This window comes from Caulifigura coniformis (assembly GCF_007745175.1).
Lineage (GTDB): Bacteria > Planctomycetota > Planctomycetia > Planctomycetales > Planctomycetaceae > Caulifigura > Caulifigura coniformis.
Genome location: NZ_CP036271.1, coordinates 6043433 through 6060646, shown reverse-complemented (window position 1 = coordinate 6060646; position 17214 = coordinate 6043433). Strand labels below are relative to the sequence as shown.

Annotated in this window: 10 protein-coding genes; 5 read left to right on the top strand and 5 right to left on the bottom strand. The window is 63.1% G+C overall.

The genetic code is table 11. From position 1 onward, the window contains the following. Positions 1-95: 95 nt before the first annotated feature. From Pan44_RS24440 to Pan44_RS24425, 4 genes are all read left to right on the top strand, one after another. Positions 96-1388: a PQQ-binding-like beta-propeller repeat protein gene (locus tag Pan44_RS24440; RefSeq protein WP_145034363.1), complete on the top strand. Its 1293-nt coding sequence runs from the start codon at positions 96-98 to the stop codon at positions 1386-1388. Further along, complete coding sequence (locus tag Pan44_RS24435) at positions 1385-2920, top strand: DUF1549 and DUF1553 domain-containing protein (RefSeq protein ID WP_145034362.1); 1536 nt, start codon at positions 1385-1387, stop codon at positions 2918-2920. The genes Pan44_RS24440 and Pan44_RS24435 overlap by 4 nt, the downstream gene beginning before the upstream one ends. 16 nt (positions 2921-2936) lie before the next feature. Then, positions 2937-4238 (top strand): DUF1501 domain-containing protein, encoded by a 1302-nt coding sequence (locus Pan44_RS24430; RefSeq protein WP_145034361.1) that lies wholly within the window; start codon positions 2937-2939, stop codon positions 4236-4238. A gap of 378 nt (positions 4239-4616) precedes the next feature. Next, positions 4617-5384, top strand: a complete 768-nt coding sequence (locus tag Pan44_RS24425) for a PDZ domain-containing protein (protein WP_145034360.1) — start codon at positions 4617-4619, stop codon at positions 5382-5384. A 75-nt stretch (positions 5385-5459) separates the two neighbouring features. On the opposite strand, the gene Pan44_RS24420 is transcribed toward Pan44_RS24425, so the two are convergent. From Pan44_RS24420 to Pan44_RS24410, 3 genes are all read right to left on the bottom strand, one after another. Beyond that, positions 5460-9920, bottom strand: a complete 4461-nt coding sequence (locus Pan44_RS24420) for a PVC-type heme-binding CxxCH protein (protein ID WP_145034359.1) — start codon at positions 9918-9920, stop codon at positions 5460-5462. Positions 9921-10096: 176 nt separating this feature from the next. Continuing rightward, a complete protein-coding gene (locus Pan44_RS24415) occupies positions 10097-10954 on the bottom strand; it encodes a hypothetical protein (RefSeq protein ID WP_145034358.1) in 858 nt (285 codons plus the stop codon). A gap of 196 nt (positions 10955-11150) precedes the next feature. Next, positions 11151-13232, bottom strand: a complete 2082-nt coding sequence (locus tag Pan44_RS24410) for a prolyl oligopeptidase family serine peptidase (RefSeq protein ID WP_231754157.1) — start codon at positions 13230-13232, stop codon at positions 11151-11153. Positions 13233-13553: 321 nt separating this feature from the next. Between Pan44_RS24410 and Pan44_RS24405 the strand changes: the two genes are divergently transcribed. After that, a complete protein-coding gene (locus tag Pan44_RS24405; RefSeq protein ID WP_145034356.1) occupies positions 13554-14348 on the top strand; it encodes an SDR family oxidoreductase in 795 nt (264 codons plus the stop codon). A gap of 16 nt (positions 14349-14364) precedes the next feature. On the opposite strand, the gene Pan44_RS24400 is transcribed toward Pan44_RS24405, so the two are convergent. Together Pan44_RS24400 and Pan44_RS24395 are read right to left on the bottom strand one after the other, a co-directional pair. Continuing rightward, a complete protein-coding gene (locus tag Pan44_RS24400; protein ID WP_145034355.1) occupies positions 14365-15939 on the bottom strand; it encodes a GTPase family protein in 1575 nt (524 codons plus the stop codon). Beyond that, a complete protein-coding gene (locus Pan44_RS24395; RefSeq protein ID WP_197453620.1) occupies positions 15936-17117 on the bottom strand; it encodes a GTPase family protein in 1182 nt (393 codons plus the stop codon). Before Pan44_RS24395 ends, Pan44_RS24400 begins: the two co-directional genes overlap by 4 nt. Positions 17118-17214 lie beyond the last annotated feature (97 nt).

Sequence of the window (17214 nt, the reverse complement as noted above, 5' to 3'; positions counted from 1 at the left end):
TTGGAACTTCGAGTCAGGCCGAGCTTCCGACCTGCCCGGGATCCAGGAGATTCATTGTTCCTCCCGGAGTTGCCACCGCGTTCTGGAGTGAGTCAATGTTGGTCATCGGGGACACAGGGCGGGCGATGGTGCGTGCTGTGGCCGCCGTTTGCCTGTTCGGATGGTCCCACGCCTCGGGCGACGACTGGCCCCAGTGGCTTGGCCCTGGGAGGAACAACGTCTCCACTGAGGTCGTCGCCCCCTGGAAAGAGCCGCCTTCTGTCGCCTGGCGACAGAAAGTTGGCCACGCGCAAAGCAGTCCGGTCGTGGCGGGCGGGCGGGTGTTCATTCATTCGGTCGTCGCAGGCGAGGAGAAAGAGGAAGTCCTCGCCTTCGATGCGACGACCGGCGAACTCCGCTGGCGCGACGCGTACGAGCGCGGAGCCTACCGGAGCCAACAGGGTCCCGGTCCCCGGGCAACGCCGAGTGTCATGGGGGGGCGAGTTTATACAACTGGCATCACTGGCATCCTCGGATGCTACGACTGTGAGTCGGGCAAGCGGCTGTGGCAGGCCAACCCCTATGAAGAACTCGGAGCGTCGCTTCCAGGCTTCGGTGTCTGCAGTTCGCCCGCGGTGACCGCTTCGCGGGTGATCCTCCCCGTCGGAGGCAAAGGCAGCGCCGTCGTCGCCTATGACGCACAGACCGGAAAGCTCGCCTGGCAGAAATTCGACGAGCCCGCCGCCGCCTCCTCGCCCGTCGTGGTGACGCGCGGCGAGGGAGACAAGAAGAGAACGGAAGTCATCGTCCAGACGACCCTGCGCGTGATGGGCCTGAATCCCGATGACGGAACGGTTCATTGGGAGCATCCTCTCGTGTTCCAGCCGAGCGGCGTCGCGCCCACCCCCCTGACAACCAGTTCGCTGCTGATCTGTTCGACTCAGGACAATGGGACAATTGCGCTCTCAACTCCCTCGGCCGATGGCGTGCCGCGGCAGGCGTGGTGGAAACAGGATCTGTCGAGTTATTTCTCGACAGGAACGCTGGATGTCGAACAGAACCGGGTGTTCCTGTTGACGAACCAACTGCAGCCACTCCCCCGGGCTGACCTGGTCTGTATCGATCTCGAGTCGGGAAGTGAATTGTGGAGCAGGGCCGCGCTTGGTTATTTCCATGCTGGCGTCATCATGACGGGTGATGGCAAGCTCCTGATTCTCGACGATTCCGGGAACCTCGTGCTGGCGGAGGCCGCCAAGGACCGGTTTGTGGAACTCGCGAAGGCGAAGGTCTGTCGAGGGACGTTCGTCAATCCGGCGATCTCGGGAGGGCTTGTCTACGTCCGCGATGACCAGGAACTGATCGCTCTCAGGGTGCCGGCAACGGCAAGGGCGGAAAACGGATCGCAATGATCGGACCGATGGTTCTGGCGACGCTGTGCCTGGCGGCGAATGCTCCCGCCGACTCCGGGCCGATCGCCGTCTCGGCCCTCATCGATCGGCGAATCGAAGATCAGGCTCGGACGCGGGAGATCCCGCTGTCTCCAAGGGCAGATGATGCGGAGTTCTTTCGACGGCTCACGATCGACCTTCGCGGACATATTCCGTCTGCTGATGAGGTTCGGGAATTCCTTGCAGATCCATCGCCCGACAAACGGACACGCGCCATCAAGGAATCGCTGGCCCATCCCGACCACGGCCGGCACTTCGCGACGACCTGGCGGAGGTTGTTGCTCCCGGAAGCTGAAAGCCAGGCGCAGGTCCAGTATTTCCTTCCGGGATTCGAGGCGTGGCTGATTGAAGCCCGCGAGAAGGATCGGGGGTTCGACGAGGTCGTTCGTGAGCTCGTGGCTGCACCAATTCATGGAACGCCGGACCAGCCACAGATGGTGCTGACCGATCTGTCGGCGCCCAATCCCATCGCGTACATCGCGACCAAGGAGGCTGATCCAGGCAAGATCGCCGCCGGAGTCACCCGGCTGTTTCTCGGAGTGCGGCTGGAGTGTGCTCAGTGTCACGATCATCCCTTCGACAAATGGACGCGAAAGCAGTTCTGGAACCAGGCCGCCTTCTTTTCGGGAATCTCCCGTCGCGGACGTGGGACGTTCGCACCAGTCATCGAGGCCCGGGAAATGCGGACCATTGGCGTGATGGAGACTGGGGATACGGCTGAAGCCGTGTTCCTGACCGGCGAAACGCCAGAGATTCCCGAGGGGACAAGTCCACGGAAGGCCTATGCGACGTGGATGACGTCGCCCGGAAATCCTTTTTTTGCGCGGGCGGTGGTGAATCGGGTCTGGGCACAGTTGATGGGCACGGGGCTGGTCGATCCCGTCGATGATTTTCAGGCGATGAATCCACCGAGCCATCCCGAACTGCTGGACGAACTGGCGATGGCCTTTGAATCCTCCGGGTACCAGTTTGACACCCTCTACACGGGGATCTGTTCGAGCGCGGCCTATCAGCGGACGAGCCGGTCGACAGATCCCCTGCAGGACGACGCCCGATTGTTCACTCGGATGGCCGTCAAACCGATGACGGCCGAACAGCTTTACGACAGCTTGCTCCTCGTGGCCGATCAGTCAGCGGATGACAGGTCCGCCCGGCAAGGCCGGGGCGACAAGCGGAAGTTTCTGGATCTTTTTGCCACGCCGGAGGCGAGCGGCGAACCAGTGACGTCCATGCCCCAGTCGCTGTATCTGATGAACAGCGGTTCGATCGAACGAGCCATTGGCAAACGGGCGAAACTCGCGGCCGAAGCGGCCTCCGTGGAGGAGACTGTGCAGGAACTCACACTGGCGATCCTCGGCCGCCCTGCGAGCCATCAGGAACTCACACTGGCAGTTCGGCACATTGAAGAAGGGGGGGCCAGCGAACGTCCGCAACGAATCGAAGACTTCTGCTGGGCGCTCCTCAACCTGCCAGAATTTCGCTGGAATCATTGAGAGGCAGGAGTTTGCCATGAGATACCTGGATTCGCCTCGAAAGGGACAGATCTCGCGCCGGCAGTGGCTGGGCGGGGCCGCCGCAGGCACAGCTACGTTCACGACTTCTCACTGGTTCCGTTCACTCGCGCTGGCCAACGACCAGGCCGCCCCCAGGCGATCGTGCATCCTGTTGTGGATGGCTGGCGGGCCAAGCCAGCTTGATACATTCGACGTCAAACCGGGCCATGCGAACGCCGGAGATCTGAAAGCAATCTCGACCAGCGTTCCGGATATCCAGATCAGCGAGCATCTTCCGAGAGTCGCCCGGTGCATGGACCGGCTGGTGGTGATCCGCTCCATGTCGACGAAGGAGGGAGACCACGGGCGAGCGACAGATCACCTGCGCACGGGATACCTGCCACAGGCGTCGATCCAGTTCCCGGTCCTCGGTTCGCTTGTCTCCAACGAGCATCGGCTCTCGCGCGGCGAACTGCCAAACTACGTGAGCATCTTTCCGCGCGGTCTGTTCCGGGCCGGGATTTCGCCCTCAGGTTTTCTGGGAGCGGATCATGCTCCTTTGGTTGTCGGCGGCGTCGACGGGGAACTGACCGTCGAAAACGCCTCCCTGCCCGAAGGCGTATCTATGGTCCAGAACACTGGTCGCCTCGAACTCCTCCGCGGATTGGAAGCGGACTTCCTGAGCCGCCATCCGGGAATCGGTGCCGAAGCACACCGCAGTGCTTACGCTCGCGGGCTCAAGCTGATGAGCGAATCGGCCAGGGAGGCCTTCGCAATTCAATCCGAACCCGATGCGATCCGTGAGCGGTATGGGAGGTCGCAGTTTGGCCAGGGATGTCTTCTGGCGCGGCGACTTGTCGAGCGACGGGTGCCGTTCATCGAAGTGACACTCGGCGGGTGGGACACCCATCAGGACAACTTCGACGGCGTCAAGAATCTGTGCGCCCCGCTCGACCAGGCGTGGAGCACCCTGATCGCCGACCTGGCCGAACGCGGCCTGCTCGATTCAACCTGCGTGGTGTGGATGGGCGAGTTCGGAAGAACGCCGGCCATCAATCCCCAGGCCGGGCGCGATCATTATCCCAAGGCCTGGTCGGTCGTTTTGGGCGGGGGAGGCATTCGCGGCGGACAGGTCATCGGCCGCACAAGCGCCGACGGAATGTCCGTCGAAGAACGGCCCGTCACAACGCCCGATCTCCTGGCGACCATCTGCACGGCAATGGAACTCGATCCGCGCACGCAGAACATCTCCAATGTCGCACGCCCGATTCGACTCGTCGACCCCGAAGGGAAGGCCGTCGGGGAAGCGCTTCTGTAGTGTCGACCGTCTCTTCGCCATTCCGTCATCACACCTCGCGTCGCGAAGATTCTCCTTCGGTGCGTGAAGCACTCTTCAGCATCCCCCCTTCGACGAGCCCGCCTGAACGAACCCGGAACACGCTGATTGTTGAGCGTTCAACAGGAGGAGGGTTCAACGGCACCCCTCCTGCGATCCCCTCGCCTCTCTCGAGAACCGTCCGCGCAGACGCTGCCCCTTTTTCCGCGGAATGCTGAGTCGGCAGCCCACGCGGCCCGAAATTGAGGCCGCCTCGGCATCCTGATTGCCGGCTGACGGGGTAAGGAAAGGTTCTCGGCGCGTTGCGACGTACCTGGAATCGGGTCTCGTCCCCTCATGTGATCACCGGAGGAGTCTGCCATGTTGATCGTGTTTGCAAAATCGGCCGCTGTTCTCGTTGTCGGCGGCGTCCTCGTTGGTCAACAGACCGACAATCTCCCCCGGAATGCGAACGATCAGGATGTCGCGCCGCCAGCCCCGTCGGTCACGGCTGCCCCCGGTCAGGAGAACGTTCGACAGGCGGAACCTGAGCGACGGATTCCCAACGAACAACAGACCTTTCAGGAGCCTGTTCCCCGTGAAGGGCTCCAGGACCTGGACCAGCAACGGCGCGATGAACAGGGACGCAGTGCGCTGGGGGTCACCCTCACGGATGACGTGCGCGTGATTCAGGTTGCGCCCGGAAGCCCGGCCGAACGCATGGGTTTGCGGGCCGGAGACGAGATTCTGTCGCTGAACGGTCAGACTTTTGATTCCGTCGACGCCTTTATCGCCGGCGTCGGTTCCACCCCCCAGGGTCAGGAAATCCGGGTTGAGATCGACCGGAATGGACAGAACATGACGCAGGCCGGGACGCTGGCTGCCTGGGACCGGGTTCACTATTCCGGAACACGCATGGCCGGAATGGGCCTGCAGCACCAGGGAATCCAGCAGCACTCCGCCATGCGTTTCGCCGATGACGGTTCGGTGCTTCAGGGCGCCCCGGTGGACGGCCAGTTCCTCTCCGACGCCTGCTGTGATCCCTGTGCAGGGTTCGGGGGATACTACGGCGGCGGATACGGAGGCTTCGATGACGGCTGGAGCCGTCGGGAAGCGCGCCGGGCTGCACGCCGTGGATACGTCTGGTAACACGGCGCCCATCGGACATTGAAGAGATCGACAGCCCCGCCTCGTGCGGGGCTGTCCGTTTGCTCTCATCGGGTCTTAGCGGGCCTCGATTGTCACGGCCATCACAACCGGCGCCGTGCGGTCAGGCCCCTTGATGAACTCGATCGACTGGATGACGTCTGCCTTCCGAGGCTGGATCGACAGGTAACGCACCTGCTGATCGCGAAGTGCGAACGCGAACTGGCTCCCTGGAACGTCCACGCGGCGAATGTAATCCGCGAAGTGCTCCCCATTCTTCAACTCGTGCTCCTCGGTCGAACCATCGGCGTAACGCAAACGCACGATCATCGAAATCGAACCTCGTTCGCCGAGAGGGCTGCCCCAGCCACTCACTCCGCTCAGCAGGTGAATGCTGCGGGCCGAACTGTTGCACAGGAGCGTGACAGCGCGAGGCATTTCCGCCGACACACGGCCGGACGGACCGTTCAGGAGGATCACGTTCGGGCGCTGATTATTCCCCGGATCGACCAGCACGAAAGGAACGCCGTTGAACGACTTGGGTGACCAGTCGCTGAAGATCAGGCGTTCCGGCTCCGCCTCGAAGCTGTGAAACATCCCCCGGGTGCTGACGGCCGTCGCGACCTTCTCGAGCGGGAGCGGGAGGTATTGCCCGCGCTGTGTGAGAAACTCGAGCAGGTCGGCGAGCGCCTCGCGCGGGACCTGCTTCTCGAAGCCTTCCGGCATCAGCGACTTCGTGGAGGCGACAAACTGCTCGATGTCTTCGCGCTGAACGGCGCGGCGTTTTCCTTCGGAATCGAAGAACTCCAGTGCGGTTTTTGATTCCGAGGCGAGAAGCCCGTTGATCACGTGTCCATCGGCCGTAGCAACCGTGTAAGACCGATAGTTGCCTTCCACGCTCCGGCTGGGGTCGAGGATGTGGACCAGAAGTTCTTCCTTCGGATGCACAGCCATCCCCGTGAGGTCGGGTCCGATGCGGTTTCCTTCGCCCGAGTGAAGATGGCATTTCGAGCACTGCTGCCGGAAGACTTCTTTCCCGGCGGCGGCGTTTCCGGTGGAACGTGCGACTTCCTTGAGCTCTTCAATGACTATCTGACGGTCGGGATTGGGGAGGCCGCCGGACTTTGAGAGCAGCCGTTCAGTGCGACGGGCAATAGGACGCTGAGGACTCTCCAGGAGTGACTGCTTCTGGTCGAGCGCGAGTTCGGAAAGGGAGGCCTCACCGCGCTCGACCGCATCCAGGAACGCACGGATGCCTTCAGTCCGCGCAAGAAGAACTCGGATCGCCGCGGACCGCTGTTGCGGCGTGAACGACGGAAGACCACGGGTCAGTGTGTCCGGCGCTCCGGGCGCTTCACTCGCCCCCATGGCCTCGATCAAGCCTCGCGAGACTTCCGGCCCCGCGGCCGGAGTCACTTCCGCAAGCAGTTGGGACACGGCTTCCACATCCTGCTTCCGCAGTTCGATGAGATCACGAGCTGCGGCGATCCGTGCACCCTCCGCAAGGTCCCGGTTCCGAATGCGGGTCAGGATCCCTTCCGTCAGTTCGCGAGCGTGAGCATCGAGTCGGGAGCTGCCGATTCGGGAGGAGAACCGAAGGAGTGCCGTGCGGCCGGCCGCGGCCGACTTCTGGAAGAGATCCGCGAGGGTTTGCTCTTCGGCCGGCGACAGGGCAATCGGCTTGTCCCGGGGCCAGGCTCGGGTCACACCCGAAACGAGTGCCTCAGCGGCCTCGCGATTCGGGGAGTTCCACGCTGCGATCAACTGGCGGACCGCGACTTCGTCGCCGCTGCGGGCGAGATGCTCGCCCACAATGGCCAGGCGTTCGAGAGACTCGGGCGGGAACCGCGTGGCAGTTGCCGCGGTCGTCAGCTGACTGAGCATCGAACGGGACTGCACAGCGGCAGCGCTGGTCGCGGCGTCGAGCAGCCAGCGATCCTCGGCGACGACCGGGTCCGCCAGCGCCGTGAGGACGAGTCGCGCTGCTGTTGTATCGGAAGGGAGGTCGGCCAGATGCAGGAGGGCGGCCAGTCGAGTCTGCAGGTCGGAGTCGTTGAGGACTCCCGATTTCTCCAGGTCGTCAGCTCCGGGAGCAAGAGCAAGAATCGCATTCCGCCGCAGCCCCGGCGAGGGACTGGCCAGCAGGGCCCGACGATCCGGTTCAGGGAGGAGCGCGCGGGTTTCAATGTTGGATAGCCCTGCATAGACCCAGAGGGCATGCATTGCTCCAGGAGCATCCTGTTCACCGGCATCGGGCGGCGTCTCCGTGATGAGCCTGACCAGGTCAACGACGTCTTGCGGCTCGCGGCGTTCCATCAGCAAACGCTGGGCGTGGCGTCTCCAGAACAGGTTCGTGTGACGGAGGGCCTGAACGAGAGTCCTAGAATCGGCGCCCTTCAGATTCGGCGGGGCGACGCGGTCCGGTGGGAACTGCGAGGCAACGTCATGCTTGCCGGAAGTCGGTGAATAAACCAGTCGGTAGATGCGGCCGTGGCGCTTGTCGCGAAGGTCGGTCTCATAGGCGGCCCCCTTGCCCGTGGTGAAGCCAACCGGCGTTGGGTTGTGCTGGACAATGATGTTGTACCAGTCGATGAACCACACCTGTCCGTCGGGCCCGATCTCGGCAGCGATGGGAGCAGTCCATTCATCCCGACTGGCAACCAGGTTCCACGAGTTTCGTGAGCGGAACCCCGCGCCGGACGGTTGAATCGTGAAGGTGGCCACGAGGTGGCCAGTGGATTCGGCGACAAAAGCGGTCCGATTCCAGTATTCAGGGGGATAGACCCGGGCCGTATAGAGCGCATGCCCTGCCCCTGCCGTAAAACCACCGTGCCAGTCAACCTGTCGAACATTCCTGGTGACGGGATCGAACCAGTTGTCGAAGGCAATGCCTCCGAGAACTGACGACGACCACCCCCGAACCCGTTCGTAGTAGCGGTTGGCGATGGGCATGTACTCACTGGGATTTCCATTCGCCGTTGAGCCGAAGAGGATTCCCTCTTCGTTCAGTCCGACACCCCACGAATTGTTGTTCGTGTTCCTGAGGAACTCAAAGTGCACCACGCGCGGAGGCCTCCCGGGGCCTTCCGGCGGGTCGAGACGGAACCTGTAGAAGCCGGTCTGGAACTTCTGGGGTTCTCCGGCGATCTCTCCTTCGAACCCGGAATAGCCGACGATCCCGTAGTACCAGCCGTCGAGACCATAGTTGAGATTGCTGGGGCCGGCGTGAGTGTCTCGCGTCCCCCATCCGGTCAACAGGACGTGCCGTTCGTCGGCCACGTCGTCCCCGGTTGTATCCCTCAGGAACAGCGTCTGCGGCGCCTGGTGGACAATGACTCCGCCGTAAGCAAAGGCGAGGCTCGTGGGGATACTGAGCTTGTCGGCGAAGATTGTGAACTTGTCAGCCTGCCCATCGCCATCGGTGTCCTCGCAGATGCGGATCCGGTCGCGTCCCTCCCCTTCGGGCTGCAGTTCGTTGGGATAGTCGAGTGTCTCGATGATCCACAGCCGCCCCCGCTCGTCCCAGTTCATCGCCAGGGGCTTGCCAATCTGCGGCTCGGCGGCGAAGAGCGCCGGACGAAAGCCGACCGGCGCCACCATATGCTTCATCGATTCGTCCGGATCGAGCGGTTTCTGCATCGTGTCGATCAGTTCGCCATTCGTTCCCCATTTCTCGCCGGCGGGGTAGTTCGGCAGGCGTCCCGCGGTGAACTCGAAGGGCTTCGCCGAATCATCGAAGGCCGTCATCGCCGGGGCATCGCGATAGACTCCCGCCTTCGAGGGGGCGTCCTGACATGCCCAGCGGATTCCACGTTCGACGAGGTTGTGGAATCCGGGATGGCTCCAGGTCCGGTCGTCGTGTCCCCACGCGGTGTAGAACACACGCCCGTCGCCATGCGTCCGCACCCAGGTCCAGGGCTCTTTCTGAGTGGAAGACGCTTGCCCCGCCGCCCGGCCAGGGGCCTGGTCTCCGCGAAACCCGGTCGACGTCCCTTCTCCCACGCGGTATTCGAGGACGATGCGGTCGGCTTCGTGATGCCGATGATGCTGGTAGGTTTCATCCCAGCTCTCGAAGCTTTGGAAACCCTCGAGGATCGGATGCGTCAGCGGCGCCTGCTCGACACGGAAGACTCCCGTTCCATGCCGCTGGAACTGAGCGCCGACAAGCGCGATATAGGCATCCGAGTTCTGGAAGCAGAATGACGCGCAGTGCAGAGGAATGAAGCCGCGGCCGGCGGCGACGTACTCGAGGAGGGCCTGCTCCTGCTCTTTGGAGATGCGGGTCTGATTCGCGAAGACGACGAGTCCCGCGAAATCGTCGAGGCGCTGGCGATTCAGGTCGGCCAGCTGGTCCGTATAGATCAGTTCGATGCCCCGTTTGGACAGGACTGGCTGCAACTGGCGAAAGCGGGCCGCGGGACGATGCGGGCCGTTGTCTCCCAGGAACAGCAGCCGCAGGGGCGGATCAGCCGCGAGAGATTGTCGTGGCCCGGACAACACAGAAACGAGAAGCAGGCCGAGCAGGAGCGAGTGCCGCATGGTCAATCTCGAGGCAGGACCGGGCTGACGACGTTCGCTCACTATACCCGTTCGTTCACCGGCCGTCGCTGAGCGGCCAGCCATCACGAACACAGCCCGCCCGGCACGAGGCCGGGCGGGCTGTTCGGAAAACTCAGACGCACTCCGGGGAGGACTCGGAACGTCGTCAGCGGAGATCAGTTCTCCGTGGCGGGACGCTGCGGGCGATCTCCGCCGCGGCCGCCGCCAGGTCCACCGGGTCCACGACCGCCGCCAAAGCCGGCACGGCGGACCGCATCGATCTCGGCAAAGGCCTTCCCCTTCAGCAAGTCATACTGCTCAGCCTGGGCATCCGACAGGACGGCGACCAGAGCCGCTTCCTTTTCCTTCTGCAGGGCCGCCCGCTTTTCCCCGGCCGCCCGCATCGCTTCGGGATCGAAGTTTCCACGGCCCTCGCCCCCTTCACGACGCTGGAACAGGCCGGACATCGCCTCGCGTTCCTTTGAAGCGAAGTCGCTCGCAACCGAGGCCATTTTGGCTTTCTGCTCGTCGGTGACCATCAGCTTCGCCTGAACCGCTCCGTCGGTGAGGGCGTCGGCCCCCCGGGCCTGCAGAACGATCTGCTCGAGTCGAGTCATCTGGTCGGCCGAAATGATCGCGGCCAGCGAAGACTTCTTCTCCGTAACGATCGCGTCCGCCTTCGTGCGGTACTCGGCCATCATCTTTTCCATTTCTTCACGGCTCGGGCGCTCCCCCTCGCCGCGGCCGCCCATCGGGCGAAGTTCGCGCATCGCCGTGCGGACTTCATCCCCGAGTGCTGTCAGTTTCGACTTCTGGTCTTCAGTGATGGCCAGTTCCTTCTGAACCGGTTCCGACTGGACGGCCGAGAACACGGTGATCTGTGCACCGCCCCCGCCGAACATTCCACCGCCGAAGCCACCACGAAAGCCGCCGCGGCCCTGTCCCTCGGGACGCTGGGCCATCGCAGGGGCGAACATGGCCCCCATTGCCACCGCCACACCGGCGGCCAGAATTGTTTTTGTCCATCGCTGCATAGGAGAGTCCTCCGTTGGAAATGCTGAGGGGTGAGTCGCGAACAGATGCGTCTCACCGAGTAGAACCCCGGCCGACGCAGTCGGTGTCGCTCCGTTTCTGCAAAAAGTCCGGACTGAGGCGGCACCTGGAAGGCGCCCCGGACGGACCTTCCCTCCAAGTTCGCGCGCCAGTCTGGCCCTCGCTTCCCGTGACCCGCTATTTCACCGACATTCCAAAAACCTTCACCAGGAACGCCATCTGGTCGGCCACTTCCTCGATGATCTTGGTCGTCGGCTTCCCCGCTCCGTGGCCAGCGCGCGTCTCGATCCGGATCAGAATCGGGGCGTCTCCAGCCTGGGCGGCCTGGAGGGCAGCCGCGAACTTGAAGCTGTGCCCGGGAACCACGCGGTCATCCGTGTCGGCCGTCGTGACGAGCGTCGCCGGATACTTCGTCCCCGGCTTGATGTTGTGATAGGGGGAATACTTGAAGAGCGCGGCAAACTCTTCCGGATCGTCCGAGGAACCATAGTCATCGACCCAGTAGCGACCGGCGGTAAACTTCTGGAAGCGAAGCATGTCCATCACGCCGACGGCAGGCAGGCAGGCCCCGAACAGGTCCGGACGCTGAGTCAGACAGGCGCCGACGAGGAGCCCGCCGTTGCTCCCCCCCTGGATCGCAAGCCGCTTCGACGACGTGTACTTGTTGGCAATCAGCCATTCGGCCGCGGCGATGAAGTCGTCGAACACGTTCTGCTTCTTAAGCTTCGTCCCCGCCTGGTGCCATTCTTCGCCGTATTCACCCCCTCCCCGGAGGTTGGCGACCGCGAACACGCCGCCCATTTCCATCCACGCGATTCGGCTGATCGAAAAGCTCGGGGGGAGCGGGATATTGAAGCCCCCGTAGCCGTAGAGCAGCGTCGGCTGGTTGCCGTCCAGAACCAGCCCTTTCCTGTGCGTGATGAACATCGGGATCTTCGTGCCATCCTTGCTGGCATAGAAGACCTGCTTGACTTCGAAGTTTGCCGGGTCCACATCGACGTTCGCACGGCGCAGGAGTCGGCTTTCGCCGGTGATGAGGTCGTAACGGAAGGTGCTCGGCGGAGTCGCGAAGCTGGAGAAGGTGTAGAACGTTTCAGTATAGGTCCGCTTGCCGCCGAACCCGCTGGCCGCCCCGATTCCGGGTAACTCCACGTTCCGCAGAAACTTCCCGTCCATGGTGAACAGGGAGACCTGGCTCACCGCATCTTTCAGTGAGCTGACGCAGAACAGGTTCCCGATCAGCCCGACGCGTGTCATCGGCACAGACTGCTGGGGGATGATCTCCTTCCAGTGCTCGCGTCCGGGCTTGCGGGTATCGATCGCAATCACCCGCTTCAGTGGGGCGTTGAGGTCGGTCTTGAAATAGAAGACCTGGCCGTCGTTGCCGATGAAGCTGTACTCGTTGTTGAAATTGTCGATCAGTTCGATCGGCATCCCGTACGGTTCGAGCAGATCCTTGTAGAAGACGCGGTACTTGTCATCAGTGCCGACGTGGACCGTGATGACGAGATAGCGGCCGTCTTCACTGACCTCGGAGCTGAAGCCCCAGTCGGGATGATCGGGCCGGGCGAAGACGAGGACGTCGCTGTCCTGCGGCTGTCCCATCCGGTGGTAATAGACCTTCTGATTCAGGTTGAGCCCCTGAAATTCTTCCCCCGTCTTCGGCTCACTGAACCGGCCGTAGAAAAAGCCCTTGGAATCTGCGGTCCAGGCCGGTGAATTGAATTTCACCCAGCGAATTTCATCAGGCAGGATCTTTCCCGAATCGATCTCCATCACTTTCCAGACGACCCAGTCCGAACCGGCCTCCTGGACGGAGTAGGCCACGTATTTGCCGTCGTCGCTGAAGACCGTGTCTTCGAGGGCGACCGTGCCGTCTTTTGACCAGGTATTCGGGTCGATCAGCACTCGCGGAGGAGACTCGAGCGTGTCCTGAACATAGAGCACGAACTGGTTCTGCAGGCCGTCATTCTTCAGGAAGTAGTAGCGTCCGCCCCCCTTGAAGGGCGCGCTGTATTTTTCGTAGTTCCAGAGCTTCGTGAGTCGCTCCTGGATCGACTTCCGCTCGGGGATCGTTTCGAGAAAGCCGAACGTCGCCTTGTTTTCCGCCTCCACCCAGGCGGCGACCTCCGTGGACGTACGGACATCGTCTTCCAGCCAGCGGTAAGGGTCCCGCACCTTCACGCCGTGATATTCGTCGACATGGTCGACGGTGGCAGTTTTCGGAGGGCCGGGGGGAGCAGCAGTTGCAGCAGTCATGAAAGCAGCCAGTCCTGGCAATCCGAGTGCGATGGAGAGAGCCACGCGAAACATCGGGCGATCCTTGGAAAAGAGCAGACAGTCGCGGCGCGTTTTTCCCGCGGGCCGCGTGGCCACAGGATAGGAACATTACGCGGAGCTTGCAGTTGTGGCGACGACCGACGGGTCTCCCGGGGCGACGTTTTGCCAGGTTGCCCCAGACGGCGGGACACGACGTGGCTTGTGATGACCGGGGTGGTGTGCCGAAACTGAAGTCCCATCGTTGTTTCGCGCAGGCCTTTTCTGCGGAAGACGGCGATCGGACATCCGGGAGCGTTGTCAGTGAGTCGTTCGAACGTCCGAGACCTGTTCCAACTCGATGGCAAAACCGTGCTTGTCACTGGCGCCTCGGGCCATCTCGGATCATCCATGAGCCGTGCGCTGGCGGAGGCCGGCGCCTCCGTCGTCGTGACCAGCCGGCGCCTGGCCGAGGCGGAACGTATTGCGAGCGAACTTCCGCAGGATCGGGCCGCCAGGCATCTCGGCGTGGAACTCGATCACATGAGCGAGGCGTCCATCGCCGACGGATTTGCCAACGCAATCTCCCGGGCGGGGCAGATTGACGTCCTGGTCGCGAACGGACACGAAGGTCTGTCGCGGAACTGGACGGAGGTGACGGGCGAGGAGTTTACGCGTCAGCTGCAGAACGCTGCGGGGTATTTCCTGCTGGCGAGGCATCTGCGAAATCATGTCGTCGCGCGCGGCGCTGATGGAACGGTGATCCTCGTCGGCTCGATGTACGGCGTCGTCGGGTCGTACCCCTCGGTCTACGACGGGCTGACGATCGTCAGCCCCGCGGCCTACCACGCGCTCAAGGGGGGAATCGTTCACCTCACGCGCCATCTTGCGGTGTTGTGGGCCAAAGACCGCGTGCGCGTGAACTGCCTGAGCCCCGGCGCCTTCCCTCCCGAACGCGTCTCTCCAGAACTGCGCGACCGACTGGCTGCCCGCGCGCCGATGGGCCGCCTGGGCAACCCTGACGAACTGAAAGGCCCGATTCTGTTCCTGGCATCAGCCGCGTCGAGCTACATGACCGGGCAGAACCTCCTGATCGACGGAGGCTGGACGGCCTGGTGACAGCGAGGTTGCACGATCAGGGAGCGGAGGAATCGGGGCGCAGGCGTTCGTCGATCCACCACTTCAGGAGGTCGCTCCCTGAGCGGCGGAGCTGACGGAAGACCAGGCGAAGCCGATCCCTGTCGAGGTCTTTCTCAAATGCCCGCAGCAGCGCCACAGAATGGGCTTCACTGAGCGCGGCCAGCATGGCCGGCATCAGTTCATCGAGCACGCCCCAGACGCGTTCCTTTTGCTCGGCCAGGCAGATCGGTGCGACCGCCGTCAGCGACTTTCCAAACAGCCCCTGTACGTAATGGACGGCATCGTGGATGGAATGCTCTTTCGGAGAAGTCGGCGTCCGCCATTCGTAGGGAGGCTTCCATTCCAGCGTGGGTCGGAGAAGGTCGACGTGGGTGAGCACGCCGATCATGGGAGGCGTCTTGAGCCGCGGCTGTGAGACATACCATTGCTCAAGCTCGCGCACGGCCCGCACATCGGCATCCCGCGCGGGCGAATGCGCGTCCATCACCACGAGGACGCAGTTCGCTTCACGCAGGGCGGCCTGGATCTGCTTGAGCTGCGCCGCTGAGGCCCCCGCCTCGCTGTACCCGGGCGTGTCGAGCAACGTCACGGCGACAGGAGGCTCCCCCAGCTGGAACTGATAGCGGCTGACCGTCTGGGTTTCCGGCAGGAGGTCGACCTCGGCTTGATGACTGCCGGCCAGGGCGTTCACCAGACTCGATTTTCCAGAGCTCACCTGCCCGACCAGCGCAATCGTAACGGGTTGGGCCGTCACGGACCGCAGGACGCTGTTGTCATTAACTCGGCCCGCCGTGCGATCGGGCGACGCCTGGAACGCCTCGCGATAACGGTTCGCGCCCCCTCGCAACCGGCCACTGTTCATTTCAATGAAGTAGTAGCCGAGCTGTCGGATGTAGCGGAGGTAAACGGCCGCCAGGAGTTCAGTCTGGAGTTCCGTCGTGACGGGTTCGAGGGTGAGGCGGGAGGAAAAGTAGCGAGCGACGTTCAGCGGATTGACCAGAACGGCCGCCACCCATGCGGTGTCCTGCAGGCGGCGGTACCACTTCGGGGCGGAACCAAGCATCTGCCAGTGGCGGATCGTCAGGAGCCGGCTGCCGGGGACCGACTCGAGCATCCACTGCTCCATGTCGTCGACAACAAGCCTGATCGCCGCGAGAACTTCCGGAACTGTGAGGGAGGAATAGGGGTCGCTCGCGCGGGGGTGATAATGCCGGGCCAACGCGACGGCCAGCTCCTGTCCCTGCTTCTCGTAGAAGGCGGGATCCGTGAGCTGCGCCGGTGTGAATTCTTCGACCTGCTCCTGGAAGTCACGGATGATGCCCGCGGCCGACTGGTCACGCGCGGTCCAGTGGGCGGGACCGCGCCCCGGGTCGGCCTGCTTCATCTGGAAAGCCGGGACCGGCCGCCAGATTTTCGAGAGAGCCCACGTGAGGAACCAGCACACCGGCAGCAGCCACCAGAGGCGGCTCAGGAGGTTCGTCGTCCAGAGGGCGTAGCCTCCCATGACGACATACGCCAACACGGGAAGCGCGAACAGTCCTCCCAGGACAAGCGAGCGGCAAGAGATCACGAGGTCTTCTCCGCCTGGGTGGAACGCCACAACTTCGCGCCGGACTGGAGCTGCTGCTGATAGACCGTCCGCAGTTCCTCATCCGTGGGGATGTGCCCTTGCCGCACCTGCACGAAATACCAGTTCCAGGCTGCCCCGGTGGCATAGGTGATCGCAAATGCAGCGGCCGCGTTGACTGCCATTCCCACCCAGGGAATGAATTTCAGGAGTTCGCGGAGCCCCATCCGGAACGCAATCCGCCCGCCGACCGCCATGCTGCCGTGGGCGAGGGTCGCCGCATCGAGCCTTTGCTTGTTCAGGCGCGCCAGTCGATGAACCATGTGCGACTGGATAGCCATCACGACGGGAAGGTCGACCCAGGGAAGCGGCACCGCGGCCGCCGACGCGGCGAGGGCGCTATGCGACAGGATGATCGGCGCAGTGCGACGCTCATACATCTCGCCGATGACGTCGCGCAGCTGATCCATCTGCAGCAGCGTCTGTCGATAGGCGGCCGGAAGCAGATCGAGAATCGCCTGCTTCAGCCGCTGTCCGCCAAAATCGGGTTGCGCATAACCTTCGTCGGCTGGTGTGAGGTCGACGGGAACCGCACGATCGAAGAGCCCGTCGAACCTCTGGTACTGGGCTTCGATCGCGCGATGAAGATTCGTCGGCAGCGAATCGGGCAACGGCGTCAGATCGCTTCCAAATGGATCGGGATCGGGATGCTGCTGGCCGGGATAGGCGTCGTGCAGACAGGTGACCACCAGGAGGACCGGTCGACCCGGTTCGGCCTTGCGCAGGTCTCGCAACGGACGGATGACGTCTTCGACCGCCTGATCGGTGACGCGCACGGTCACGATCAGAAGATGGGCTACGTCGTCGAACTGCGCCAGGTCGGCGGATGGATCGTAATTCGCTTCGCCCAGGCCGCGAGTATCGAGAAATCGGACGATGGGGAGTTCGTCATCCGGGAAGCTGAAGAGACGTGCGGACTGAGTCTGCGGCCGAAACCCGGCGCCGATGACCGCCTCCGGAGCCCCGGTCAGATACCGGACAATGGAGGACTTTCCGCTGCCGGTTTTCCCGAACAGCCACAGGCGTGGAATGGGCGCTGCAGCGAGAAGCTTCGCCCGCTGAGTCAGAAACTCCTCATCGCCGTCGTGGCTGGGAGAGAGTTTTTTGAACGGATTCCACATACACCGCTGTCCGCTGCCAGGTCGACGTGGGCGCACAAGGCCCGGCTCCCCTGCGAACGTAGGCGAGCCGGCTCGGCCTGTCGAGCCGCCGGCGAAT